Source organism: Pseudomonas juntendi (assembly GCF_009932375.1).
Classification (GTDB): domain Bacteria; phylum Pseudomonadota; class Gammaproteobacteria; order Pseudomonadales; family Pseudomonadaceae; genus Aquipseudomonas; species Aquipseudomonas juntendi.
The window spans coordinates 33935-56454 of record NZ_BLJG01000038.1 but is presented as its reverse complement, the minus strand read 5'-3'; the positions used below and the strand labels follow the sequence as shown (position 1 = coordinate 56454).

Here is a 22520-nt window from a genome sequence, read left to right as displayed (position 1 = left end):
GGGTCAAATCCAAACCTTCACCTGCAAGAAAGCCCGCTAAAGCGGGCTCTCAAGCTTCAATTGGTACCGAGAAGGGGACTCGAACCCCTACACCCTATGGGCACAACCACCTCAAGGTTGCGTGTCTACCAATTCCACCACCTCGGCAATACTACTACTTGAAACCCGTTACTTCTGCTCTTCTGCCGGAGGAGGTACATCACCCGTATTAGGAGTGGCTTCGCTCTTCTGCTGCTGTTGGAGCACCGGTACATCATCATTGACTGCCGGTTTTTGCGGCTCTTTCACTTCTAGCACTGCTGGATCTGGAAGACCTGCTTGGCTAAGCTGGTGAGCTTGTTGCTTCGCGAAGTATCCTAACCCAAGTGCTGTCAAAAAGAAAGTGGCAGCGAGTATAGCAGTTAATTTACTTAGGAACGTTGCAGAGCCTTGGCTCCCGAACACGGTATTAGAAGCACCCGCGCCGAAAGATGCACCTGCTTCAGCACCTTTACCCTGTTGCAACAGTACCAGCACTACTAGCGAAAGCGCTGCCAACAGATGAAAAACAACGATGACTGTTTCCAGCATTTGTTCAGTTTCCTGCGGCGCGACAAATTGCACCGAATTCGTCTGCGTTCAGGGACGCTCCACCAATGAGCCCCCCATCGATATCCGGCATGCCGAACAGTTCGGCCGCATTGGCCGCCTTCACGCTGCCGCCGTAGAGCAACTGCACCTTCGCAGCCACTTCAGCATCTTCTGCCGCCAGCTGGCCGCGGATGGCGGCGTGCACATCCTGAGCCTGCTGTGGCGTGGCCGTAAGGCCAGTGCCGATGGCCCATACAGGCTCATAGGCAATTACTGCATTGGCAAAAGCCTTAACACCGAATGCTTCGATGATACTGCTTAGTTGACGCCCGACAACTTCGAGCGTTTTGCCTGCCTCGCGCTCTTCCAGGGTTTCCCCTATGCAAAGCACTGGCTTCAAACCTTTGGCCTGGGCCGCTGCAAACTTGCGATTCAGCACTTCGTCGGTTTCGCCAATGATCTGGCGACGCTCGGAATGGCCAATCAACACCAACTTGCAACCTGCTTCAACCAGCTGCTCGGGAGCAACTTCCCCGGTCAGCGCACCCTGTTCGGGTTGTACAGCAGAATTCTGTGCACCGACAGTAATTTCTTTACCCGCCAGGCCATCGATCACTTGATTGATGAACAAGGCCGGTGGAAATACTGCGACTTCCACTCCGCTCGGCAAGGCGAGATTGCTCAAGCCTTCGGTCAGCTCAGCGACGCTAGCGCGGGTACCGTGCATCTTCCAGTTACCAGCTACCATAGGGCGACGCATGCTTTACCTCGTCGGTCAAAGTGGGCGCAGATCTTACCCAACCAGATCTGCGCTGGCAAGCGCCTTCAGACACAAACTTCGCCAACCAGTTTGGCCAGGGCTTCGGCATGGCCACGCACCTGCGCTTCGTCCTCGCCTTCGACCATTACCCGCACCAGCGGCTCGGTACCGGACTTGCGCAACAACACACGCCCGCGCCCCGCCAGCGCCTCGGTGACCTTGGCGCTGGCTTCCTGCACGGCCGGGTGCTGCAGCGGGTCGACCTTGCTGCCGCCAAAGCGCACATTGATCAGCACCTGCGGGCATTTGCGCAGGGCCTGGCGGGCCTGGGCCAGGCCCTCGCCGCGGCGCTTGAGCGCCATCAGCACCTGCAACGCGGCAATGATCGCGTCACCGGTAGTGGTGTAGTTGCAGCACACCACGTGGCCCGAGTTCTCGCCGCCCACCAGCCACTCACGCTCCAGCAGCTCGGCCATCACATAACGGTCACCGACCTTGGCCCGCACGAAGGGGATATCCAGGTCCTTGAGCGCCAGCTCCAGGCCCAGGTTGCTCATCAGCGTACCCACTACCCCGCCCTGGAGCTTGCCACGCTCCTGCAGGTCGCGGGCAATGATGAACAGCAACTCGTCGCCATCGACGATCGCCCCGGTGTGGTCAACCATCAGTACGCGGTCACCGTCACCGTCGAAGGCAATGCCGAGATCGGCATGCCCGACCAGCACCGCAGCCTGCAGCGATTCGATATGGGTCGAGCCGCAGTTTTCGTTGATGTTCAACCCGTCGGGCTGGGCATGCAGCACAGTGACATCGGCACCCAGCTCGCGGAACACGCTTGGCGCAACCTTGTAAGTGGCACCATGGGCGCAATCGACCACCAGCTTGAGGCCTGCGAAACTGGTGCTGCTCGGTACGCTGCTCTTGCAGAACTCGATGTAGCGGCCAGCAGCATCGTTGATACGCGACACCTTGCCCAGCTTGCTCGACTCGACCACGGTCATCGGCTGATCGAGCAGTTCCTCGATCATCAGTTCGACGTCGTCCGGCAGCTTGGTGCCCTGGCCCGAGAAGAACTTGATGCCGTTGTCGTCATGCGGGTTGTGCGAGGCACTGATGACGATACCGGCTTCGGCGTGGAAGGTACGCGTGAGGTAGGCGATGGCCGGTGTCGGCATCGGCCCCAGCAGCATCACGTCGGCGCCTGCCGCCGACAGGCCGGCTTCGAGGGCAGACTCGAACATGTAGCCGGAGATACGCGTGTCCTTGCCCACCAGCACCCGGCAGTGGCCGAGCTTGCGGAAGGCCATGCCGGCCGCCCAACCCAGCTTCAGCATGAAGTCCGGGGTGATCGGGTATTCGCCGACGCGGCCACGAATGCCGTCGGTACCAAAGTATTTTCTGCTCATAGGGACTCCAATGTTCTTATTCGGCGCCTTGTACCGCAGCGATCATGCGCACCACATCGACCGTTTCGGCCACGTCGTGGACACGCAGGATGCTCGCGCCCTTGGTCATGGCCAGGGCCGCCAGTGCCAGGCTGCCGTACAGGCGCTCGTCGACCGGACGTTCCAGCGTCAGGCCGATCATGCTCTTTCGCGAGACCCCCACCAGCAGTGGGCGCCCAAGACGATGGAGCGTTTCCATGTGCTTGAACAAGCTCAGGTTGTGCGCCAGCGTTTTGGCGAAACCGAAGCCCGGGTCAAGGATGATGCGTTGTTCATCAATACCGGCCGATGCGCAGGCCGCCATGCGCTGCTGCAGATACCGGGCAACATCGGCAGTCACGTTCTCGTAGTGCGGGTCGTCCTGCATGTTGCCCGGCTCGCCACGCATGTGCATCAGGCACACCGGCAGGCCGGTGGCGGCAGCGGCATCCAGGGCGCCGTCGCGCTCCAGGCCACGCACGTCGTTGATCAACCCGGCGCCAAGGCGCGCAGACTCACGCATGACGGCCGGGGTCGAGGTATCGACGGAAATGACCACGTCCAGGCGACTGTTGATGGCCTCGACCATCGGCGCCACACGCTCGAGCTCCTCGGTGACCGAAACGGCGCGCGCCCCAGGCCGGGTAGACTCACCACCGATGTCGATCAGCGTGGCACCGGCGGCAACCATGGCTTCGGCATGGCGCAAGGCCTCGTCGCGCTGGTTGAAGCGCCCGCCATCGGAGAAGGAATCGGGGGTGATATTGAGAATACCCATGACATGGGTACGTGACAAATCAAGAACCCGGTTGCCGCAAGGCAACCGGGTCGGGTACTGCACTGAGCTCATAGATGCCCTTAGTGTTGAGCTGCCGGGCCGCCAATCGGCGATTCCGGACGATCGTTCTGGGCAGCAGGCGTGCCCGAATCCGTATCATCGTCCCAGTCACGCGGCTCGCGCGGCGTACGCCCAGCCATGATGTCGTCGATCTGATCGGCATCAATGGTCTCATACTTCATCAGCGCTTCGGTCATTGCTTCGAGCTTGTCGCGGTTTTCGACCAGCAACTGCTTGGCCGTGGCGTAGCACTGGTCAATGATGCTGCGCACCTCGGAGTCGATCAGCTTGGCGGTTTCGCCGGAAACGCTGGCGTGCTGGCTGGCAGCGCTGCGGCCCAGGAACACCTCGCCATCTTCTTCGGCATACATCAACGGACCGAGTTTTTCGGACAGGCCCCACTTGGTCACCATGTTTCGTGCGATCTGGCTGGCACGCATGATGTCGTTGGAAGCGCCGGTGGTAACCCCGTCGAAGCCCAGGGTCATCTCTTCGGCAATACGACCGCCGTACAGCGAGCAGATCTGGCTGATCAAGGCACGCTTGGACAGGCTGTAACGGTCCTCTTCCGGCAGGAACATGGTCACACCCAGGGCACGACCACGCGGGATGATCGAAACCTTGTAGACCGGGTCGTGCTCAGGCACCAGGCGGCCGACGATGGCGTGGCCTGCCTCGTGGTAGGCAGTGTTACGTTTTTCTTTCTCGGACATGACCATGGTCTTGCGCTCGGCGCCCATCATGATCTTGTCCTTGGCCAGCTCGAACTCCTTCATCTCCACCAGGCGCTTGTTGGAGCGGGCGGCAAACAGGGAAGCTTCGTTGACCAGGTTGGCCAGGTCGGCACCGGAGAAGCCCGGCGTACCCCGCGCGATAACGGCCGGGTTGACGTTCTCGCTGACCGGCACCTTGCGCATGTGCACCTTCAGGATCTGCTCGCGGCCGCGGATGTCCGGCAGGCCGACCACCACCTGGCGGTCGAAACGGCCGGGGCGCAGCAGCGCCGGGTCGAGTACGTCCGGGCGGTTGGTGGCGGCGATGACGATGATGCCATCGTTCATCTCGAAGCCGTCCATTTCCACCAGCAACTGGTTCAGGGTTTGCTCACGCTCGTCGTGACCACCGCCCATGCCGGCACCACGGTGGCGACCCACGGCGTCGATCTCGTCGATGAAGATGATGCACGGTGCATGCTTCTTGGCCTGTTCGAACATGTCGCGCACACGGCTGGCACCGACACCGACGAACATTTCCACGAAGTCCGAACCGGAAATGGTGAAGAACGGGACTTTTGCCTCACCGGCAATGGCCTTGGCCAGCAGGGTTTTACCGGTACCGGGTGGGCCTACCATCAGCACGCCACGCGGAATACGGCCGCCCAGGCGCTGGAACTTGCCCGGGTCACGCAAGAACTCGACCAGCTCGCCAACTTCTTCCTTGGCCTCGTCGCAACCGGCGACGTCGGCCAGGGTCGTCTTGACCTGGTCTTCGGACAGCAGGCGCGCCTTGCTCTTGCCAAAGCTCATGGGCCCCCCTTTACCACCGGCACCGCCCTGCATCTGGCGCATGAAGAACATGAACACGGCGATGATCACCAGGATCGGGAAGCTTGCTACCAATAGCTGCGTCCAGATGCTCTGCTGCTCAGGCTGCTTGCCTTCGACCACTACGTGGTTGTCGACGAGGTCGCCGATCAGGCCGTTATCGGTGATGGCCGGGCGCACGGTCTTGAAGCTGTCGCCATCGGAGCGCTTGCCGGTAATGATGTAGCCGTCGACGGTCACACGCTCGACCTTGCCATCCTTGACCTGCTGGATGAAGTCGGAGTAGTTGAGGGTCTGCGGCTCGTTAGGGCTGGAGAAGTTGTTCATCACTGTCACCAGGACAGCTGCGATGATCAACCACAGGATCAGATTCTTTGCCATGTCGTTCAATTCGCTACCCTCTGAGGCCGGCGCACGACGCAGCCGTGCCTCGCATGATATTCATCGCCCTAACTTACTACATTACCTACGCAGCCGCAGGCACCGTCTGTAACCCTTTGTGAAAGCTAGACTACACGAAGTTCGGACGATCCTGACGCCGCGGCCGATTGGAAATAACTATCGGCCGCCGCGCTTCACGCCTTTCAAGCGCCTTTGAAACCTTTGCCCAACAGGTACTGTTCACGCGAGCGGTCCCGCGATGAAGAAGGCTTGCGCATCTGCACCTTGTCGAACTTGGTGCGCACGTCCTTCAGGTACATGTCGAAACCTTCGCCCTGGAAAATCTTGATCAGGAAATCCCCGCCAGGCTTGAGCACGCGGGTTGCCAGGTCCAGGGCCAGCTCGCAGAGGAACATGGCACGTGGCATGTCCACTTCGGGCGTACCACTCATATTGGGGGCCATGTCGGAAATCACAAGGTCCACGTGCGAATCACCGACCGCGTCGAGGATTTGCTGGAGCACGGCGTCTTCGGTGAAATCGCCCTGGATGAAGGTAACGTCGGGGATCGAGTCCATTTCCAGGATATCCGAAGCGATCAGCCGGCCCTGGCCGCCAATCAGACGACTGGTCACCTGCGACCACCCGCCCGGGGCCGCACCCAGGTCGATTACGCTCATGCCGGGGCGGATCAGGCGGTCCTTCTCCTGGATCTCCAGCAGTTTGTAGCTCGCACGCGAGCGGTAGCCGTCCTTCTGTGCCTGTTTCACAAAAGGATCGTTGAAATGCTCTCGCAGCCAGTTTGCGCTGCTTTTGGAACGTTGTACCACGGGGCACCTCGATGATATGCGTCGTGATTGACTGGGCGGAGCCGGTGGCCCTCGGGTAAAATGCCGGTCAATTTTACAGAATCAGACGGAAAGGGTCAGATTATGCCGCTCAATAACGAGCAGAAGAAGCAATACAAGTCCATTGGTCATGACCTGAAGCCGGTCCTGATCGTTGCTGGCAATGGTTTGAATGAAGGCGTGGTCGCCGAGCTGGAACGCGCACTGGTCGATCATGAACTGATCAAGGTCGAGATTCGCTCGGAAGACCGCGAAGAACGCGCCGAGACCATCGCCGAGCTGTGCAAGGCCGGCCGCGCTGAACTGGTGCAGACCATCGGCAAGAAAGCCCTGATCTACCGCAAGAACCCACAACCGAACAAGCAGCTGTCCAACATTCACCGTTACAAGTAACGGAAAGGATAGCGCGACTCCTGTGTAGGAGCGGCCTTGTGTCGCGATGGGCTGCGAAGCGGCCCCCTGCAATATCTTTGGTTAAGCTGATATCTGGGGGCTGCTTCGCAGCCCATCGCGACACAAGGCCGCTCCTACAAGGGACTGCGGCAGTCTGGGCTAGCGCCGGGCTTTGACCGGCACCGGCTGGGCCACCAGCACGATGCCGGAGAAGCCCAGCACCAGGAAGCAGAACATCTGCCAGCGCTCGCCAACGGAAATGCCGTAACGCAGGGTGTAGTACCCCACACACGCACCGAAGCCGAGCAACAGCATCTGGCCGCGAAACTGCCGCCACCAGGCCGCCAGGCCTTCCACCCTTGCCAGCACAGCCAGCTGGGTCAACAAACCAAGCAACGCCACGCCGATCAACCAGCGGTCGATCTGCCCGGCGATATCCTGCACCAGCAGCGGCGCCAGGCCGCTGACCTTGAGCGCAGGCACCAGCCCCACATGGAACACCCACAGGCCACCGACCCAGAACACCTGGGCCAGTTGCCAGAGGATCCCCTCGAGGGATGGCGCCCGCAGGCGCCGGTCAGATGTGTTTGACTTCGACAATCTCGTACTCGACCGTACCGTTAGGCGTCTTGACGACAACGGTATCCCCTTCTTCCTTGCCAATGATGGCACGGGCAATCGGGGCGCTGTTCGACAGCTTGCCTTTCTTCACATCGGCTTCATCTTCGCCAACGATCTGATAGGTCACTTCTTCATCGGTTTCGGTGTTGGCCAGCACCACGGTGGTGCCAAAAATCACCTTGCCGGTGTGAGCGATGGTGGTGACGTCGATCACCACCGAGTTCTGCAGGCGGCCTTCGATATCGCGGATACGCGCCTCGACCATGCCCTGCTCTTCACGCGCGGCATGGTATTCGGCGTTTTCCTTGAGGTCGCCCAGCTCACGCGCTTCACCAATGGCTTGGCTCAGGCGCGGGCGCTCGGTCTTGCTCAGGAAGGTCAGCTCCTCTTCCAGGGCGCGAGCTCCCTGGACGGTCATCGGGTATTTGGTAATGCTCATGCTTTGAGTCCTGCATGCAGATCCTGCAGGCGACGAACAGTCTTCTCTGGACCGAATTTCAACGCCTCGCAGATGGCTTCACCAGCCGCAATGGTAGTGGTGCAGTAAATCTTGTGCTGCAGCGCATTGCGGCGAATCGAGTAGGAGTCGGCGATCGACTGGCGGCCTTCGGTGGTGTTGATGATCAGCGACACTTCGTCGTTCTTGATCATGTCGACCACGTGCGGGCGGCCTTCGGTCACCTTGTTCACGCGGCGCACTTTCAGGCCAGCCGCCTCGATAACCTTGGCGGTGCCGGCAGTAGCAACCACTTCGAAGCCCAGGGCGATCAGGTCACGGGCAACGCCAGCCACTTGTGGCTTGTCGTCGTCACGCACGCTGATGAACGCGGTGCCGCCAGTAGGCAGCACTTCGCTGGCACCCATCTGGGCCTTGGCGAAGGCTTCACCGAAGCTGTCACCAACACCCATGACCTCACCGGTCGATTTCATCTCAGGGCCGAGGATCGGGTCAACCCCTGGGAACTTGGCGAACGGGAAGACGGCTTCCTTGACGCTGTAGAAGTTCGGGATGATTTCCTGGGTGAAGCCCAGCTCTTTGAGGGTTTTGCCAGCCATGACGCGGGCCGCGATCATGGCCAGGGAAGTGCCGATGCACTTGGACACGAACGGCACGGTACGCGATGCACGCGGGTTGACTTCGATCACGTAGATCTTGTCGCCCTGCAGGGCCAGCTGCACGTTCATCAGGCCGACCACGCCCAGCTCCAGGGCCATTTTCTTGACCTGTTCGCGCACTTCGTCCTGCACGCCCTTGCTCAGCGAGTAAGGTGGCAGCGAGCATGCCGAGTCACCGGAGTGAACGCCGGCCTGTTCGATGTGCTGCATGATCGCGCCGATGACCACGTCGGTACCGTCGCACACCGCATCCACGTCCATTTCGATGGCGCAGTTGAGGAAGTGGTCGAGCAGTACCGGGCTGTCGTTGGAAACCTGAACAGCCTCACGCAGGTAGCGCTTGAGCTCGTCCAGTTCGTAGACGATCTCCATGGCACGGCCACCCAGTACATAGGATGGGCGCACGACCAGCGGGTAGCCGATGCTGCCGGCGGCACGAATGGCCTCTTCTTCGCTGCGCACGGTCGCGTTTGGCGGCTGCAGCAGGTTCAGGCGCTGGACCATCTGCTGGAAGCGCTCGCGGTCTTCGGCGCGGTCGATGGCGTCCGGGCTGGTACCGATGATCGGCACACCGGCCTCTTCCAGGGCGCGCGCCAGTTTCAGCGGGGTCTGGCCGCCGTAGTGCACGATCACGCCTTTGGGCTTCTCGACGCGGCACACTTCCAGCACGTCTTCCAGGGTCAGCGGCTCGAAGTACAGGCGGTCGGAGGTGTCGTAGTCGGTGGAAACGGTTTCCGGGTTGCAGTTGACCATGATGGTCTCGTAACCGTCGTCACGCAGCGCCAGGGCCGCGTGTACGCAGCAGTAGTCGAACTCGATACCTTGGCCGATACGGTTCGGGCCACCGCCCAGGATCATGATCTTGTCACGGGTCGACGGGTTGGCCTCGCACTCTTCCTCGTAGGTGGAGTACAGGTAGGCGGTGTCGGTGGCGAACTCGGCGGCGCAGGTGTCGACGCGCTTGTACACCGGGAACACTTCGAGCTTGTGGCGGTGGCGGCGCAGGTTCTTGTCGGTAATACCCAACAGCTTGGCCAGGCGCTGGTCAGAGAAGCCCTTGCGCTTGAGGCGCAGCATGTAGTCCTTGTCGATGGCAGACAGGGCCAGGGTCTTGACCTTCTCTTCTTCTTTGATCAGGTCTTCCATCTGCACCAGGAACCACATGTCGATGCCGGTCAGATTGAAGATTTCTTCGCAGGTCATGCCCGAACGCATGGCGTCGGCGACATACCAGATACGCTCGGCACCCGGCACGGTCAGCTCGCGCTTGAGGATGCTGGCAGCTTCCGGGCTGGCCAGGTCGACTTTCGGGTCGAGGCCGCAAGCGCCGACTTCCAGGCCACGCAGGGCTTTCTGCAGGGACTCCTGGAAGGTACGGCCGATGGCCATGACTTCACCCACGGACTTCATCTGGGTGGTCAGGCGGGCGTCGGCCTTGGGGAATTTCTCGAAGGCGAAGCGCGGCAGCTTGGTGACCACGTAGTCGATCGACGGCTCGAAGGAGGCCGGGGTACGGCCGCCGGTGATGTCGTTCTGCAGCTCGTCGAGGGTGTAGCCGATGGCCAGCTTGGCGGCGATCTTGGCGATCGGGAAGCCCGTAGCCTTGGACGCCAGTGCCGAGGAACGCGATACGCGCGGGTTCATCTCGATCACGACCATGCGGCCGGTGTTCGGGCAGATACCGAACTGCACGTTGGAACCACCGGTTTCCACACCAATTTCACGCAGCACCGCCAGCGAGGCGTTGCGCATGATCTGGTATTCCTTGTCGGTCAGGGTCTGCGCCGGGGCAACCGTGATCGAGTCACCGGTGTGCACGCCCATCGGGTCGAAGTTCTCGATGGAGCAGACGATGATGCAGTTGTCCTTTTTGTCGCGGACCACTTCCATCTCGTACTCTTTCCAACCGATCAGCGATTCGTCGATCAGCAGTTCCTTGGTTGGCGACAGGTCCAGGCCACGGGTGCAGATTTCTTCGAATTCTTCACGGTTGTAGGCAATACCGCCGCCAGTGCCGCCCATGGTGAACGACGGGCGGATGATGCAAGGGAAGCCCAGCTTCTCCAGCACCGCATTGGCCTCTTCCATGCTGTGGGCGATACCCGAACGCGGGCACTCCAGGCCGATGTCCTTCATGGCCTTGTCGAAGCGCGAGCGGTCTTCGGCCTTGTCGATGGTGTCGGCGTTGGCACCGATCATCTCTACGCCGAACTTTTCCAGAACGCCGTGGCGCTCCAGGTCCAGGGCGCAGTTCAGTGCAGTCTGGCCACCCATGGTCGGCAGCACGGCGTCTGGGCGCTCTTTCTCGATGATCTTGGCCACCGACTGCCACTTGATCGGCTCGATGTAGGTGGCGTCGGCCATGGCCGGGTCGGTCATGATGGTGGCTGGGTTGGAGTTCACCAGGATGACGCGGAAACCTTCCTCGCGCAGGGCTTTGCAAGCCTGGGCGCCGGAGTAGTCGAATTCACAGGCCTGGCCGATCACGATCGGGCCAGCGCCGAGAATCAGGATGCTTTTGATGTCTGTACGTTTTGGCATGGTGGTCACTCAAATCCGGGGTCAGTCGGCAAGCCGCTTTGAACAATCTGGGTCAGGCGCTGCCGGGCGCGGCGTGTGCCGGCCCGGGGCCTTGAAGCAGGATGCTCAGCGGCGCTTGGCCATGGCATCGGTGAAACGATCGAACAGTGGCGCGACGTCGGTCGGGCCTGGGCTCGCTTCAGGGTGGCCCTGGAAGCTGAACGCGCTCTTGTCGGTACGCTCGATACCCTGCAGGGTGCCGTCGAACAGCGACTTGTGGATGGCGCGGACATTGCCCGGCAGGGTGGCTTCGTCAACGGCAAAGCCGTGGTTCTGGCTGGTGATCATGACCACGCCGGTGTCCAGGTCTTGCACCGGGTGGTTGGCACCGTGGTGGCCATGGCCCATTTTCACTGTCTTGGCACCGGAGGCCAGCGCCAGCAACTGGTGGCCCAGGCAGATGCCGAATACCGGAATCTCGGTTTCGAGGATTTCCTTGATGGCCTGGATGGCGTAGTCGCACGGCTCGGGGTCGCCAGGGCCGTTGGACAGGAACACGCCGTCCGGGTTGAGCGCCAGCACTTCGCTGGCCGGGGTCTGGGCCGGCACCACGGTCACGCGGCAGCCACGGGCAACCAGCATGCGCAGGATGTTCAGCTTGACGCCGTAGTCGAAGGCCACCACGTGGTAGGGCAGGTCGGCCGCGTCGATGGTCGGGTGGCTGTCGGTTTTCAGCTCCCACACGCTGGAGCGCCACTCGTAGCGTTCCTTGGTGGAAACCACCTTGGCCAGGTCCATGCCCTTGAGGCCCGGGAAACCGCGGGCAGCGGCGATGGCCGCCTCTTCGCTGATGTTGTCACCCGCCAGGATGCAGCCGTTCTGGGCGCCCTTCTCACGCAGGATGCGGGTGAGGCGACGGGTGTCGATGCCGGCGATGGCAACCACATTGTTGGCCTTGAGGTACTCCGGCAGCGACTGGGTGTTGCGCCAGTTGCTGGCCAGCAGCGGCAGGTCACGGATGACCAGGCCGGCGGACCACACGCGGTTGGACTCGGCGTCTTCCGGGGTGGTACCGGTGTTGCCGATGTGCGGGTAGGTCAGGGTGACGATTTGCTGCGCGTAGGAAGGGTCTGTAAGGATTTCCTGGTAGCCGGTCATAGCGGTGTTGAATACCACCTCACCAACGGTCTGACCGTCGGCACCAATGGCTTCACCGCGAAAAATACTGCCGTCGGCAAGGGCGAGTATGGCTGGCTTTGTCAAGAAGACCTCCCGTAAATCAAGCATGAAAGGGCGATCGCAGGTTGCAAAAAAGCGGAGTGACGTATGGACACGTCACCCCGCTTTCATGTGCTGAATTCAATTCGCTGCGCGCTTTTAGTGGACACACTAAAGCTGTAGCTTACAGAAAAGTGCGTTTTCGGTCTACCGCATATGTGCCTCTAAAACACATCGATGCGACAGGCTGACTATTGTGTTGGCTTCTTCGCGGGCTTGCCCGCACCCACAGGGCTTGGGCCTTGCACAAAATCTGTAGGAGCGGGCAAGCCCGCGAATAACCCAACACAGCCCTCACTGCTTAACGCAGATCAAGCACATCCTGCATGTCGTACAGGCCAGGCTCACGCCCGTCGAGCCACAGCGCCGCACGCACCGCGCCCTTGGCGAAGGTCATGCGGCTGGAGGCCTTGTGGGTGATCTCCAGGCGCTCGCCTTCTGCAGCGAACAGCACGGTGTGATCACCGACCACGTCGCCGGCACGTACGGTGGCAAAGCCGATCGTCTTGCGGTCGCGCGCGCCGGTCTGCCCTTCACGGCCATACACGGCCACTTCCTGCAGGTCGCGGCCCAGCGCATTGGCAACCACTTCACCCATGCGCAACGCCGTACCCGAAGGGGCATCAACCTTGTGGCGGTGGTGCGCCTCGATGATTTCGATATCCACATCATCGCCCAGCACGCGCGCCGCCATGTCGAGCAACTTCAGGCTCAGGTTGACGCCAACGCTGAAGTTGGCAGCGAACACGATTGGAATGTCCTTGCCCGCCTCGGCCAGCAACTGCTTTTCTTCGACGGTGAAACCGGTGGTACCGATGACCATGGCCTTGCCGTGCTTGCGGCAGAACGCCAGGTTCTTCAGGGTGACCGACGGGTGGGTGAAATCGATCAGCACGTCGAACTCGTCCACCACCTTGGCCAGGTCGTCGGACAGCAGCACACCAATGCGCCCCAGGGCCGCCAGTTCACCGGCATCGGCGCCGACCAGCGAGCTGTCCGGGCGGTCGACCGCCGCCGTCAGCCCGGCGCCGGGTTGCTGCTGCACGGCCTCGATGAGGGTCTTGCCCATACGCCCTGCCGCGCCCATCACTGCAATACGTCGCATAGCCTTTTCCTTGTCAGAGATCGCCGAAGAAGCGCTTCACGCCATCGAACCAGCCACTGGCCTTGGGCGAGTGCGAGCTGTCGCCTTCCAGCGAATCACGCAGCTCTTCGAGCAGTTCGCGCTGGCGGCGGCTGAGGTTGACCGGGGTTTCCACCGCCACACGGCACAGCAGGTCACCGGCACCACCACCGCGCACCGGCGCCACACCCTTGCCGCGCAAGCGGAACTGCTTGCCGGTCTGGGTGCCTTCCGGAATACGCAGCTTCACGCGGCCATCGAGGGTCGGCACTTCCAACTCGCCGCCCAGGGCAGCATCGGTGTAGCTGATCGGCACTTCGCAGTACAGGTGCTTGCCGTCACGCTGGAAGATCTCGTGCTCACGCACACTGATCACCACATACAGGTCGCCGGTCGGGCCACCATGGGTGCCGGCCTCGCCTTCACCCGACAGGCGGATGCGGTCACCGGTATCGACACCGGCCGGCACCTTGACCGACAGGGTCTTGTATTCCTCGACGCGGCCTTCGCCGTGGCACGAGGTGCAAGGGTCGGTGATGATCTTGCCCTGGCCATGGCAACGCGGGCAGGTTTGCTGCACCGAGAAGAAGCCCTGCTGCATGCGGACCTGGCCGATGCCACCACAGGTGGGGCAGGTCGACGGGGTGGAGCCCTTCTTGGCGCCGGAGCCATCGCATGGCTGGCAGTTGACCAGGGTCGGCACGCGGATGCTGACCGTAGTACCGCGCACCGCTTCTTCCAGGTTCAGCTCCAGGGTGTAACGCAGGTCGCTGCCACGCTGGGCGCCACCGCGTCCGCCACCGCGGCCACCGCCGAAGAAGTCGCTGAACACATCGCCGAAGATGTCGGAGAAGTTGGCGCCACCGAAACCAGGGCCGCCGCCACCCATGCTCGGGTCGACACCGGCATGGCCATACTGGTCGAACGCCGCGCGCTTGCTGGCATCAGACAGCACTTCGTAGGCCTCGTTAGCCTCTTTGAACTTGTCTTCGGACTCTTTATCGCCCGGGTTGCGGTCCGGGTGGTATTTCATCGCCAGACGGCGATAAGCCTTTTTGAGGTCTGCCTCGGTGGCGCCGCGCTCGACACCCAGAACCTCATAATAATCACGCTTGGACATAGGTCATTTGCACCTTGTTGGGCGTGTGGCATCTGCGCCACGCCATCAGCACCTGCGCTCGCCCACCGGGGCCGCTGACAGATGCTGTAAAAATTCTCGAATTCCAGATACGCCAACGCGGGAGCAAGCCCCCGCGCGGCGACATCCTACCAGTTCACCGACAAACCACGGTGAACTGGCCGACAACATGCAACGATTACTTCTTGTCGTCGCCTTTGACTTCTTCGAACTCGGCGTCAACCACGTCATCGTGCTTGGCTTCCGGCTCGGCCTGCTGCGCGCCACCCTGAGGCTGTTCGGCCGACTGCTCGGCGTACATCTTCTGGGCAACCGGGGCAGAGACCTTGGACAGCTCTTCGACCTTGGCGTCGATGGCGGCCTTGTCGTCGCCTTTGACAGCGGCTTCCAGGGCAACCACGGCAGCCTCGATGGCGGTTTTCTCTTCAGCGGTAACCTTGTCACCGGCGTCAGCGACCATCTTGCGGGTCGAGTGAACCAGCGCATCACCCTGGTTACGGGCAGCAGCCAGCTCTTCGAACTTGCGGTCTTCCTCAGCGTTGGCCTCGGCGTCACGCACCATGCGCTCGATTTCTTCGTCCGACAGGCCGGAGTTGGCCTTGATCACGATCGACTGCGACTTGCCGGTGGCCTTGTCTTTGGCGCTGACGTGCAGGATGCCGTTGGCGTCGATGTCGAAGGTCACTTCGATTTGCGGCACACCGCGTGGCGCTGGCGGAATGTCGGCCAGGTCGAACTTGCCCAGCGACTTGTTCTGCGCAGCCTGCTTACGCTCACCCTGCAGCACGTGAATGGTCACAGCGCCCTGGTTGTCGTCGGCAGTCGAGAACACCTGCGACTTCTTGGTCGGGATGGTGGTGTTCTTCTCGATCAGCGAAGTCATCACGCCGCCCATGGTTTCGATACCCAGGGTCAGCGGGCTGACGTCCAGCAGCAGCACGTCTTTCACGTCACCTGCCAGTACCGCGCCCTGAATGGCAGCACCCATGGCCACGGCTTCGTCCGGGTTGACGTCCTTGCGGGCTTCTTTACCGAAGAAGTCAGCAACGGCCTTCTGCACCAGCGGCATACGGGTCTGGCCACCGACCAGGATCACGTCGTCGATCTTGCTGGCGTCGATGCCGGCGTCTTTCAGCGCTACGCGGCATGGCTCGATGGTACGGGTAACCAGGTCTTCGACCAGCGACTCCAGCTTGGCGCGGGAGATTTTCACGTTCAGGTGCTTCGGACCGGTGGCATCTGCAGTGATGTACGGCAGGTTGACGTCGGTCGACTGAGCGGACGACAGCTCGATCTTGGCTTTTTCAGCAGCTTCTTTCAGACGCTGCAGGGCCAGTGGATCGTTCTTCAGGTCCATGCCCGACTCTTTCTTGAACTCGTCGACGAGGTAGTCGATCAGGCGCATGTCGAAGTCTTCGCCACCCAGGAAGGTGTCGCCGTTGGTAGCCAGTACTTCGAACTGGTGCTCGCCGTCGACTTCGGCAATTTCAATGACCGACACGTCGAAGGTACCACCACCCAGGTCATAGACGATGACGGTGTGGTCGCCCTTGGCCTTGTCCATGCCGTAGGCCAGTGCAGCGGCGGTCGGCTCGTTGATGATACGTTTTACGTCCAGGCCCGCGATGCGGCCGGCGTCTTTGGTAGCCTGGCGCTGGCTGTCGTTGAAGTAGGCCGGCACGGTGATTACCGCTTCGGTCACGGCCTCGCCGAGGTAGTCTTCGGCGGTTTTCTTCATTTTCTTCAGCACTTCAGCGCTGATTTGCGGCGGTGCCATGTCTTTGCCGCCCGCTTGTACCCAAGCGTCGCCATTGTTGGCCTTGACGATTTTGTAGGGCACCAGCTTGATGTCTTTCTGCACGACGTCTTCTTCGAAGCGGCGGCCGATCAGGCGCTTCACGGCGAACAGGGTGTTGTGCGGGTTGGTGACGGCCTGGCGCTTGGCCGACTGGCCAACCAGGATTTCGCCATCGTTGGCGTAGGCCACGATCGAAGGGGTAGTACGCGCACCCTCGGCGTTTTCGATGACTTTGACGTTACCGTTTTCCAGAATAGAGACGCACGAGTTGGTGGTCCCCAGGTCGATACCGATGATCTTGCCCATGTTAACTCTCCCGAAACTTGAATTTGGTAGCAGCGACTAATTTGGCCAACTGCGGTAATACTTGAAGGCTTGACACCTAGATGGGGATGCCCCGACGGATTTCAAGCCTTTTCATTGATCGAGGGTTGCGCCGCGCTCGGCGCCTTGCTGACCACCACCATGGCGGGGCGCAGCAGGCGGCCGTTGAGCAGGTAGCCCTTCTGGAACACGTTCAACACGCTGTTAGGCTCTACGTCAGCGCTTTCCTGCATGGCCATGGCCTGGTGGTGCTCAGGGTTGAACGGCTGGCCATGCGGGTCGACCGCTTCGAGGTTGTAGCGCTTGAGGGTGTCCTGGAACATTTTCAGGGTCAGTTCCACGCCTTCGCGGATCTGCTTGACGTTTTCATCCTCGGCGCTGGAGTGGGCCAGGGCCAGTTCCAGGCTGTCGATCACCGGCAGCAGGTCGCTGGAGAACTTCTCCAGGGCGAACTTGTGGGCTTTCTCGACATCCTGCTCGGCGCGGCGGCGCACGTTCTGCAAGTCGGCCACGGCGCGCAGCGATTGGTCCTTGGCGGCGGCCAGCTGTTCCTCGAGTTCCAGAACACGGGCATCCGCAGTGGCTTGGGCACCGGTTTCTTCAACATTAAGGTCTTTTTCGTTCAGCTGTTCGTCAGCCATGGGGTCTCTCCTGCGCAATTTTGTGGACTGCGAGCCAGGCTCGCCTTGGTTGTCGGCTATATGGGGCCGGAAAAACCAGCTTCAAGGGGCAAGCGGGTTTTCAGGCACAAACAGAATCCGCCAAGAGGCATTGGCAGGCCCGAAAAAAGTACTGTATAAATAACCAGACCTGACTTTTCGGGAGCCGCCCCCATGCTGGTGCACCTGTCCATTCACAACTACGCCATCGTCGAACACCTCGACCTCGAAATCGCCCGCGGCATGTCCGTCATCACGGGCGAAACCGGCGCTGGCAAATCGATCATGCTCGACGCCCTCGGCCTGGCCCTGGGCGACCGGGCCGACAGCGGCGTGGTGCGCCCTGGCACCGACAAGGCCGATATCCTGGCCACCTTCGACCTGGTGGACATCCCCGAGGCGCACACCTGGCTGGCCGAGCGCGACATGGACAGCGACGGCCTGTGCATTTTGCGCCGGGTCATCACCGCCGAAGGGCGCAGCCGGGGCTACATCAACGGCACCCCGTGCCCGCTCGGCGACCTCAAGGCCCTGGGCGAACTGCTGATCGACATCCACAGCCAGCATGAGCACCAGTCGCTGCTGAAAACCGACACCCACCGCCGCCTGCTAGACGAGTACGCCGGTGCTGTCGACCTGGCCCGCCAGGTGCAACTGGCCGCCAAACGCTGGCAGCAAACCCGCCTGGAACTGGAGCGCCTGTCCAACTCCGGTGACGAGCAGCGCGCCCGCCATCAACTGCTCAGCTACCAGCTGGAAGAGCTGGACAACCTCGCCCTCGGCGAGCACGAGCTGGAACAGCTGGAGCAGGAACACAAGAACCTGACCAGCGCCGAAGCCCTGTTCGGTATCTGCCGCCAGGTCATCGACCAGTGCAGCGAAAGCGATTCGGGCAACGTGCTCAGCGCCCTCACCGCCAGCCTCAACCGCCTGGGCGCCGCCACCCAGTCGCCCAAGGCGCTGACCGAGGCGGCCAACCTGATCGCCAGCGCGCAGATCCAGGTTGAAGAAGCGGTGGGTGAGCTCAACCGCTTCCTGGACAACTTCGATGCCGACCCGATGCGCCTGCAAGCACTGGAGGAGCGCCTCGACACCATCTATACCCTGGCGCGCAAACACCGTGTGCACCCGACCGAGCTGCCCCACCTGCAGCAGCAACTGATGGAAGAGCTGGAAGGCCTGAACGCCAGCGATGAATCGATTGAACAGCTGGGCGAAGAGCTGGCTGCGTACGCCCAGCACTATAAAGAGCGGGCCAGCGAACTCAGCGCCCTGCGCCGGCAGGCCGCCCAGCAGTTGGCGGTGGCGGTGGAACAGGAAATCCAGCGCCTGGGCATGCCTGGCGGGCGCTTCCGTATCGAGCTGACCCCGCACGAGGGTACGGAACTCTCGCCGCATGGCCTGGAGCAGATCGAGCTGCTGGTCAGCGCCAACCCGGGGCAGCCACTCAAGGGCCTGGCCAAGGTTGCGTCGGGTGGCGAACTGTCGCGCATCAGCCTGGCGATCCAGGTGATCACGGCACAGACCTCGCGCATTCCCACGCTGGTATTCGACGAAGTGGATGTGGGTATCGGCGGGCCCACCGCAGAAATCGTCGGCCAGTTGCTGCGCCGGCTGGGTGAGCGCGGCCAGGTGCTGACCGTGACCCACCTGCCGCAGGTGGCAGCGCAGGGGCACCACCACCTGTTCGTGCACAAGGTGCGCAACAGCGACACCACCCATACCGCCGTGGCTAGCCTGGGCAAGCGCGAGCGCGTGGAAGAAGTCGCACGCATGCTGGGCGGCATCGACCTCACGAAGGAATCCCTGGCGCATGCGCGCAAGATGGTGGTCACCAGCAAGGCTTAATGCCGCCATACAAGCCCGGCGCGCGCCTTGTTAGGAGCGGCCTTTTCGCGACATAAGGCCGCTCCCACAAGGGCCAGCGTCGCCCTCAAAACCTCAAGACCCCAAAAAGCACAAAGGCGACCCGAAGGTCGCCTTTGCTGTCCATAACGATTGAATCGTTACTTCTTCTTACGCACGTACAGGACCAGATTGTGGTCCACCAGCTCGAAACCGTGTTCCTCCACGATTTCACGCTGACGCTTCTCGATGGCGGCGTCCATGAACTCGATGACTTCACTGGTATCCACGTCGACCATATGGTCGTGGTGACCGCCATCGGCCAGTTCGAATACCGCATGACCGCCGTCGAAGTTGTGGCGAACCACCAGACCCGCCGCTTCGAACTGGGTCAGTACGCGGTACACGGTAGCCAGGCCAACGTCCTCGCCAGCCTCCATCAGCGCCTTGTAGACATCCTCGGCGCTCATGTGACGCTGCTCGGCAGAGTCGAGCATCTGAAGGATCTTGACTCGAGGCAGGGTTACCTTGAGACCGGCTTTGCGTAATTCGCTATTTTCAACCATGGTCAGCTTTCTCGCCGATGCTGCTTCGCAGCTTCTCTTAATACGGGTATGATCGGGGTTTACGTTGTCCAGCCAAGATAGTGGAAGTCGCCCACCGATGCAAAACACCAAGCTCTTGCTAAACAGCCTCGCCCTCGCGGGACTGCTCGCACTCGCCGGTTGCTCGTTTCCCGGGGTTTACAAAATCGACATCCAGCAGGGCAATGTCGTCACGCAGGACATGATAGACCAATTGCGCCCGGGAATGACCCGACGGCAAGTGCGGTTTATCATGGGCAACCCGCTGATTCAGGACACTTTCAACACCAACCGTTGGGATTACCTGTACAGCCTGCAGCCTGGTGGCGGCCAACGCCAGCAGGAGCGCATGAGCATTTTCTTCAACGACAGCGACCAACTGGTCAGCCTGTCTGGCGACTTTATGCCAGGCGTTAGCCGCGACCAGGAAATTCTGGGTGGCAGCAGCGATACCACGGTCAGCCCCGGCACCGAGCCAGGCCAAACCGAGCAGCCCGCCACGCAACCTGCGGAGCAACCTGCCAAGCCTGGTTCGACCGAAGAGGCCATCCAGCGCGAAATCGATACCATCGAGACCACCCCGGTGCCTACGCCAGCACCGCTGGAAACCCGGTAATCGAAAGCAACAAAAAAGCCCGGACTTGTTCCGGGCTTTTTTGTTGCTGCCTGCCTGATCAGCCGTTCAGCTGCTTGGCACGCTGGCAGAACGCATCGACCAGGGTGTTCGCCGCCTGGTTGAACAGCGGCCCCAACGTGGCACGCACAATGGGCCCGGCATAGTCGAACGACAGGTCCAGGCTGATTTTGCAGGCCTTGTCGCCCAAAGGCTTGAACACCCACACCCCATGCAATTGGGTAAAGGGGCCTTCCTCCAGGTTCATTTCGATGGACTGCCCGGGCACCAGCACGTTGCGCGTCACAAAGTGCTGGCTCATGCCGCCCTTGGCCACTTCGAGCTTGGCACGCATGTGCGTTTCGCTGCTGTCGATCACCGTCGCGGCCGAGCACCACGGCAGGAACTGCGGGTAGCTGGCCACGTCGTTGACCAGATCGTAGAGCGCCTGGGCGGGGTATGGCAGCAGGGCGGAGCGTTGAATATGGGTAGTCATCCAGGCGTCACTTCCAAGGCTGGGTGGCGGCGCTTCGCAGCGTGCCAAAAACAGATTCTGTCGGCAGGACAGGGCTTGTATTGTCCGGTATTCATTGCGGTGGCTCAAGCACACCGAAATCCCATAGCGAACGACGCACGGTCTTGCCTATAATGCCGGCCCTATGGCTAAACAAAAGAAACATCCGACCGGGACCATCGCGCAGAACAAAAAAGCGCGACACGATTACTTCATCGAACACAAGTTCGAGGCCGGGCTGGTCCTGTCCGGTTGGGAAGTAAAAAGCCTGCGAGCCGGCAAGGCGCACCTCGTGGACAGCTACGTGCTGCTCAAGGACGGTGAGGCCTGGCTGTTCGGCAGCCACATCACCCCGCTGACCACGGCCAGCACCCACGTGATCGCCGACCCGATGCGCACGCGCAAGCTGCTGCTGAACAAGCGCGAGCTTGAGCGCCTGGAAGCGGCGGTGGCGCAAAAGGGTTACACCTGCGTGGCGTTGTCGCTGTACTGGAGCAAGCACCTGATCAAGTGCGAAATTGCACTGGGCAAGGGCAAGAAGGAATTCGACAAGCGCGACACCGTGCGCGAACGCGATTCCAACCGCGAGCTGCAGCGGGCGGTGCGCAACAAGGGCAAGGAAGACTAAAATCTTCTTTGTCATCAGCGCGGTCAGTGTAGGAGCGGCCTTGTGTCGCGATGGGCTGCGAAGCAGCCCCAGCAATCTCGGCTCATTGCCGAAGCCCAGGGGCCGCTTCGCAGCCCATCGCGACACAAGGCCGCTCCCACATTAACCGCACATGCATGAAGAGACCGAGTCAGCGCCCGCTACGCCGCTCCGCCCGCGCCACCCGCTGCGCCTCCTCATGCGCTTCTTCCAGCACTTCCTGCACATACAGAATGTGCCGGCTGGACACCTCTCGCGCCTCCTCCGCCCTGCCTTCGACAATCGCCAGGTACAGCTCGCGGTGCTGGCTGATCAGCATGTCGCGGGTCTCGGTCCGCTGCTGGTACATGCCACCGATGTTGGTCACCACGTTGCGCTTGAGCAGGTCGAACAGGCCACGAATGGTGTGCAACAGCACCGCGTTATGGCTGGCCTCGGCAATTGCCAGGTGGAAGCGCGCATCGGCCGCGCCCTCCTCGGCCCGGGTCACCTCATCGACCCTGGCGTAGCAGTCCTGCAGCGTGTCGAACGCCGCCTTCAGCCGCGCCCGGTCTGGCTCGGTAGCGCGCTGCGCCGCGTAATACGCACAAGACGCCTCCAGTGTATGGCGAAACTCGAGCAGGTCGCGCTGGGCCTCGGGGCTGTGCTCCAGCAACTGCAACAGCGGGTCACTAAAGGTGGACCCCAGCGACTCGGCGACAAAGTTGCCGCCCCCCTGCCGGCTGACCAACAAGCCCTTGGCCACCAGCTTCTGGATCGCCTCACGCAGTGACGGGCGCGACACGCCGAACTGTTCGGCAAGCGCACGCTCGGCGGGCAGCCGCTGCCCCGACGTGAGGGTGCCCTCCAGAATCATCGCTTCCAACCGATCGACGATGTCGTCGGACAGGCGCCGTTGGCGAACCTGATCAAAAACCATCACATGCTCTCCACAAACCCCGGCACACACCAGGGGGGTGCCTATTCTCGCCGATCCAGAGCGC

General features: G+C 61.5%; 21 protein-coding genes and 1 tRNA gene. 4 read left to right on the top strand and 18 right to left on the bottom strand.

Annotated features, from left to right (window positions below):
• Positions 1–61: 61 nt before the first annotated feature.
• From GYA94_RS05590 to rlmE, 7 genes are all read right to left on the bottom strand, one after another.
• Positions 62–147, bottom strand: a tRNA-Leu gene (locus GYA94_RS05590).
• A 21-nt stretch (positions 148–168) separates the two neighbouring features.
• Complete coding sequence (gene secG, locus GYA94_RS05585; RefSeq protein ID WP_009685347.1) at positions 169–570, bottom strand: preprotein translocase subunit SecG; 402 nt, start codon at positions 568–570, stop codon at positions 169–171.
• 4 nt (positions 571–574) lie between these two features.
• A complete protein-coding gene (gene tpiA, locus GYA94_RS05580; RefSeq protein ID WP_086977100.1) occupies positions 575–1330 on the bottom strand; it encodes a triose-phosphate isomerase in 756 nt (251 codons plus the stop codon).
• Between the two features lie 65 nt (positions 1331–1395).
• Positions 1396–2736, bottom strand: coding sequence for a phosphoglucosamine mutase (gene glmM / locus GYA94_RS05575; protein WP_009685345.1), 1341 nt, complete (start codon positions 2734–2736; stop codon positions 1396–1398).
• Between the two features lie 16 nt (positions 2737–2752).
• Positions 2753–3604, bottom strand: a complete 852-nt coding sequence (folP, locus tag GYA94_RS05570; RefSeq protein WP_029885742.1) for a dihydropteroate synthase — start codon at positions 3602–3604, stop codon at positions 2753–2755.
• 8 nt (positions 3605–3612) lie between these two features.
• A complete protein-coding gene (gene ftsH / locus GYA94_RS05565) occupies positions 3613–5517 on the bottom strand; it encodes an ATP-dependent zinc metalloprotease FtsH (protein ID WP_009685343.1) in 1905 nt (634 codons plus the stop codon).
• A 203-nt stretch (positions 5518–5720) separates the two neighbouring features.
• Positions 5721–6347 carry a 23S rRNA (uridine(2552)-2'-O)-methyltransferase RlmE gene (gene rlmE / locus GYA94_RS05560; RefSeq protein WP_009685342.1) on the bottom strand — a complete coding sequence of 209 codons (627 nt, stop codon included), beginning with the start codon at positions 6345–6347 and terminating at the stop codon, positions 5721–5723.
• 102 nt (positions 6348–6449) lie between these two features.
• Between rlmE and yhbY the strand changes: the two genes are divergently transcribed.
• Complete coding sequence (gene yhbY / locus GYA94_RS05555) at positions 6450–6758, top strand: ribosome assembly RNA-binding protein YhbY (RefSeq protein WP_009685341.1); 309 nt, start codon at positions 6450–6452, stop codon at positions 6756–6758.
• Positions 6759–6917: 159 nt separating this feature from the next.
• Here the strand turns inward: yhbY and GYA94_RS05550 are convergent, their stop codons facing one another.
• From GYA94_RS05550 to grpE, 8 genes are all read right to left on the bottom strand, one after another.
• The gene (locus GYA94_RS05550; protein ID WP_080709202.1) at positions 6918–7358 is read right to left on the bottom strand and encodes an MFS transporter; all 441 of its coding nucleotides are present in this window, start codon (positions 7356–7358) and stop codon (positions 6918–6920) included.
• Positions 7336–7818, bottom strand: coding sequence for a transcription elongation factor GreA (gene greA, locus GYA94_RS05545; RefSeq protein WP_029885744.1), 483 nt, complete (start codon positions 7816–7818; stop codon positions 7336–7338). The genes GYA94_RS05550 and greA overlap by 23 nt, the downstream gene beginning before the upstream one ends.
• Positions 7815–11036, bottom strand: a complete 3222-nt coding sequence (gene carB, locus GYA94_RS05540; RefSeq protein ID WP_029885745.1) for a carbamoyl-phosphate synthase large subunit — start codon at positions 11034–11036, stop codon at positions 7815–7817. The genes greA and carB overlap by 4 nt, the downstream gene beginning before the upstream one ends.
• 105 nt (positions 11037–11141) lie before the next feature.
• Positions 11142–12278, bottom strand: a complete 1137-nt coding sequence (gene carA / locus GYA94_RS05535; protein WP_003249935.1) for a glutamine-hydrolyzing carbamoyl-phosphate synthase small subunit — start codon at positions 12276–12278, stop codon at positions 11142–11144.
• A 316-nt stretch (positions 12279–12594) separates the two neighbouring features.
• Positions 12595–13398, bottom strand: a complete 804-nt coding sequence (gene dapB / locus GYA94_RS05530) for a 4-hydroxy-tetrahydrodipicolinate reductase (protein ID WP_009685336.1) — start codon at positions 13396–13398, stop codon at positions 12595–12597.
• Between the two features lie 13 nt (positions 13399–13411).
• Positions 13412–14536: a molecular chaperone DnaJ gene (gene dnaJ, locus GYA94_RS05525; RefSeq protein ID WP_009685335.1), complete on the bottom strand. Its 1125-nt coding sequence runs from the start codon at positions 14534–14536 to the stop codon at positions 13412–13414.
• A gap of 196 nt (positions 14537–14732) precedes the next feature.
• Positions 14733–16658, bottom strand: a complete 1926-nt coding sequence (dnaK, locus tag GYA94_RS05520; protein ID WP_054912825.1) for a molecular chaperone DnaK — start codon at positions 16656–16658, stop codon at positions 14733–14735.
• 101 nt (positions 16659–16759) lie between these two features.
• On the bottom strand, positions 16760–17317 hold the full coding sequence (grpE, locus tag GYA94_RS05515) for a nucleotide exchange factor GrpE (RefSeq protein ID WP_009685333.1): 558 nt from the start codon (positions 17315–17317) through the stop codon (positions 16760–16762).
• Between the two features lie 192 nt (positions 17318–17509).
• On the opposite strand from grpE, the gene recN reads away from it, so the two are divergent.
• The gene (gene recN, locus GYA94_RS05510) at positions 17510–19183 is read left to right on the top strand and encodes a DNA repair protein RecN (protein WP_029887492.1); all 1674 of its coding nucleotides are present in this window, start codon (positions 17510–17512) and stop codon (positions 19181–19183) included.
• Between the two features lie 158 nt (positions 19184–19341).
• Here the strand turns inward: recN and fur are convergent, their stop codons facing one another.
• Positions 19342–19746, bottom strand: coding sequence for a ferric iron uptake transcriptional regulator (fur, locus tag GYA94_RS05505; protein WP_009685331.1), 405 nt, complete (start codon positions 19744–19746; stop codon positions 19342–19344).
• 97 nt (positions 19747–19843) lie between these two features.
• On the opposite strand from fur, the gene GYA94_RS05500 reads away from it, so the two are divergent.
• Complete coding sequence (locus GYA94_RS05500) at positions 19844–20380, top strand: outer membrane protein assembly factor BamE (RefSeq protein ID WP_009685330.1); 537 nt, start codon at positions 19844–19846, stop codon at positions 20378–20380.
• Positions 20381–20438: 58 nt separating this feature from the next.
• Here the strand turns inward: GYA94_RS05500 and GYA94_RS05495 are convergent, their stop codons facing one another.
• Positions 20439–20873, bottom strand: coding sequence for a type II toxin-antitoxin system RatA family toxin (locus GYA94_RS05495; protein ID WP_161891939.1), 435 nt, complete (start codon positions 20871–20873; stop codon positions 20439–20441).
• A gap of 163 nt (positions 20874–21036) precedes the next feature.
• Here GYA94_RS05495 and smpB point away from each other — a divergent pair, with 163 nt between their 5' ends.
• Positions 21037–21519 carry an SsrA-binding protein SmpB gene (gene smpB, locus GYA94_RS05490; RefSeq protein WP_029887491.1) on the top strand — a complete coding sequence of 161 codons (483 nt, stop codon included), beginning with the start codon at positions 21037–21039 and terminating at the stop codon, positions 21517–21519.
• Positions 21520–21688: 169 nt separating this feature from the next.
• On the opposite strand, the gene GYA94_RS05485 is transcribed toward smpB, so the two are convergent.
• On the bottom strand, positions 21689–22456 hold the full coding sequence (locus GYA94_RS05485) for a GntR family transcriptional regulator (RefSeq protein WP_054881451.1): 768 nt from the start codon (positions 22454–22456) through the stop codon (positions 21689–21691).
• Between the last annotated feature and the right edge of the window lie 64 nt (positions 22457–22520).

Excerpts from the sequence above, each read along its gene's own strand:
- carB (WP_029885745.1), bottom strand. The coding sequence starts at position 11,036 with ATGCCAAAACGTACAGACATCAAAAGCATCCTGATTCTCGGCGCTGGC.
- secG (WP_009685347.1), bottom strand. The coding sequence starts at position 570 with ATGCTGGAAACAGTCATCGTTGTTTTTCATCTGTTGGCAGCGCTTTCG.
- yhbY (WP_009685341.1), top strand. The coding sequence starts at position 6,450 with ATGCCGCTCAATAACGAGCAGAAGAAGCAATACAAGTCCATTGGTCAT.
- recN (WP_029887492.1), top strand. The coding sequence starts at position 17,510 with ATGCTGGTGCACCTGTCCATTCACAACTACGCCATCGTCGAACACCTC.
- GYA94_RS05500 (WP_009685330.1), top strand. The coding sequence starts at position 19,844 with ATGCAAAACACCAAGCTCTTGCTAAACAGCCTCGCCCTCGCGGGACTG.
- fur (WP_009685331.1), bottom strand. The coding sequence starts at position 19,746 with ATGGTTGAAAATAGCGAATTACGCAAAGCCGGTCTCAAGGTAACCCTG.
- GYA94_RS05485 (WP_054881451.1), bottom strand. The coding sequence starts at position 22,456 with ATGGTTTTTGATCAGGTTCGCCAACGGCGCCTGTCCGACGACATCGTC.
- dnaK (WP_054912825.1), bottom strand. The coding sequence starts at position 16,658 with ATGGGCAAGATCATCGGTATCGACCTGGGGACCACCAACTCGTGCGTC.
- dnaJ (WP_009685335.1), bottom strand. The coding sequence starts at position 14,536 with ATGTCCAAGCGTGATTATTATGAGGTTCTGGGTGTCGAGCGCGGCGCC.
- folP (WP_029885742.1), bottom strand. The coding sequence starts at position 3,604 with ATGAGCTCAGTGCAGTACCCGACCCGGTTGCCTTGCGGCAACCGGGTT.
- greA (WP_029885744.1), bottom strand. The coding sequence starts at position 7,818 with ATGAGCATTACCAAATACCCGATGACCGTCCAGGGAGCTCGCGCCCTG.
- ftsH (WP_009685343.1), bottom strand. The coding sequence starts at position 5,517 with ATGGCAAAGAATCTGATCCTGTGGTTGATCATCGCAGCTGTCCTGGTG.
- smpB (WP_029887491.1), top strand. The coding sequence starts at position 21,037 with ATGGCTAAACAAAAGAAACATCCGACCGGGACCATCGCGCAGAACAAA.
- dapB (WP_009685336.1), bottom strand. The coding sequence starts at position 13,398 with ATGCGACGTATTGCAGTGATGGGCGCGGCAGGGCGTATGGGCAAGACC.
- grpE (WP_009685333.1), bottom strand. The coding sequence starts at position 17,317 with ATGGCTGACGAACAGCTGAACGAAAAAGACCTTAATGTTGAAGAAACC.
- glmM (WP_009685345.1), bottom strand. The coding sequence starts at position 2,736 with ATGAGCAGAAAATACTTTGGTACCGACGGCATTCGTGGCCGCGTCGGC.
- GYA94_RS05495 (WP_161891939.1), bottom strand. The coding sequence starts at position 20,873 with ATGACTACCCATATTCAACGCTCCGCCCTGCTGCCATACCCCGCCCAG.
- tpiA (WP_086977100.1), bottom strand. The coding sequence starts at position 1,330 with ATGCGTCGCCCTATGGTAGCTGGTAACTGGAAGATGCACGGTACCCGC.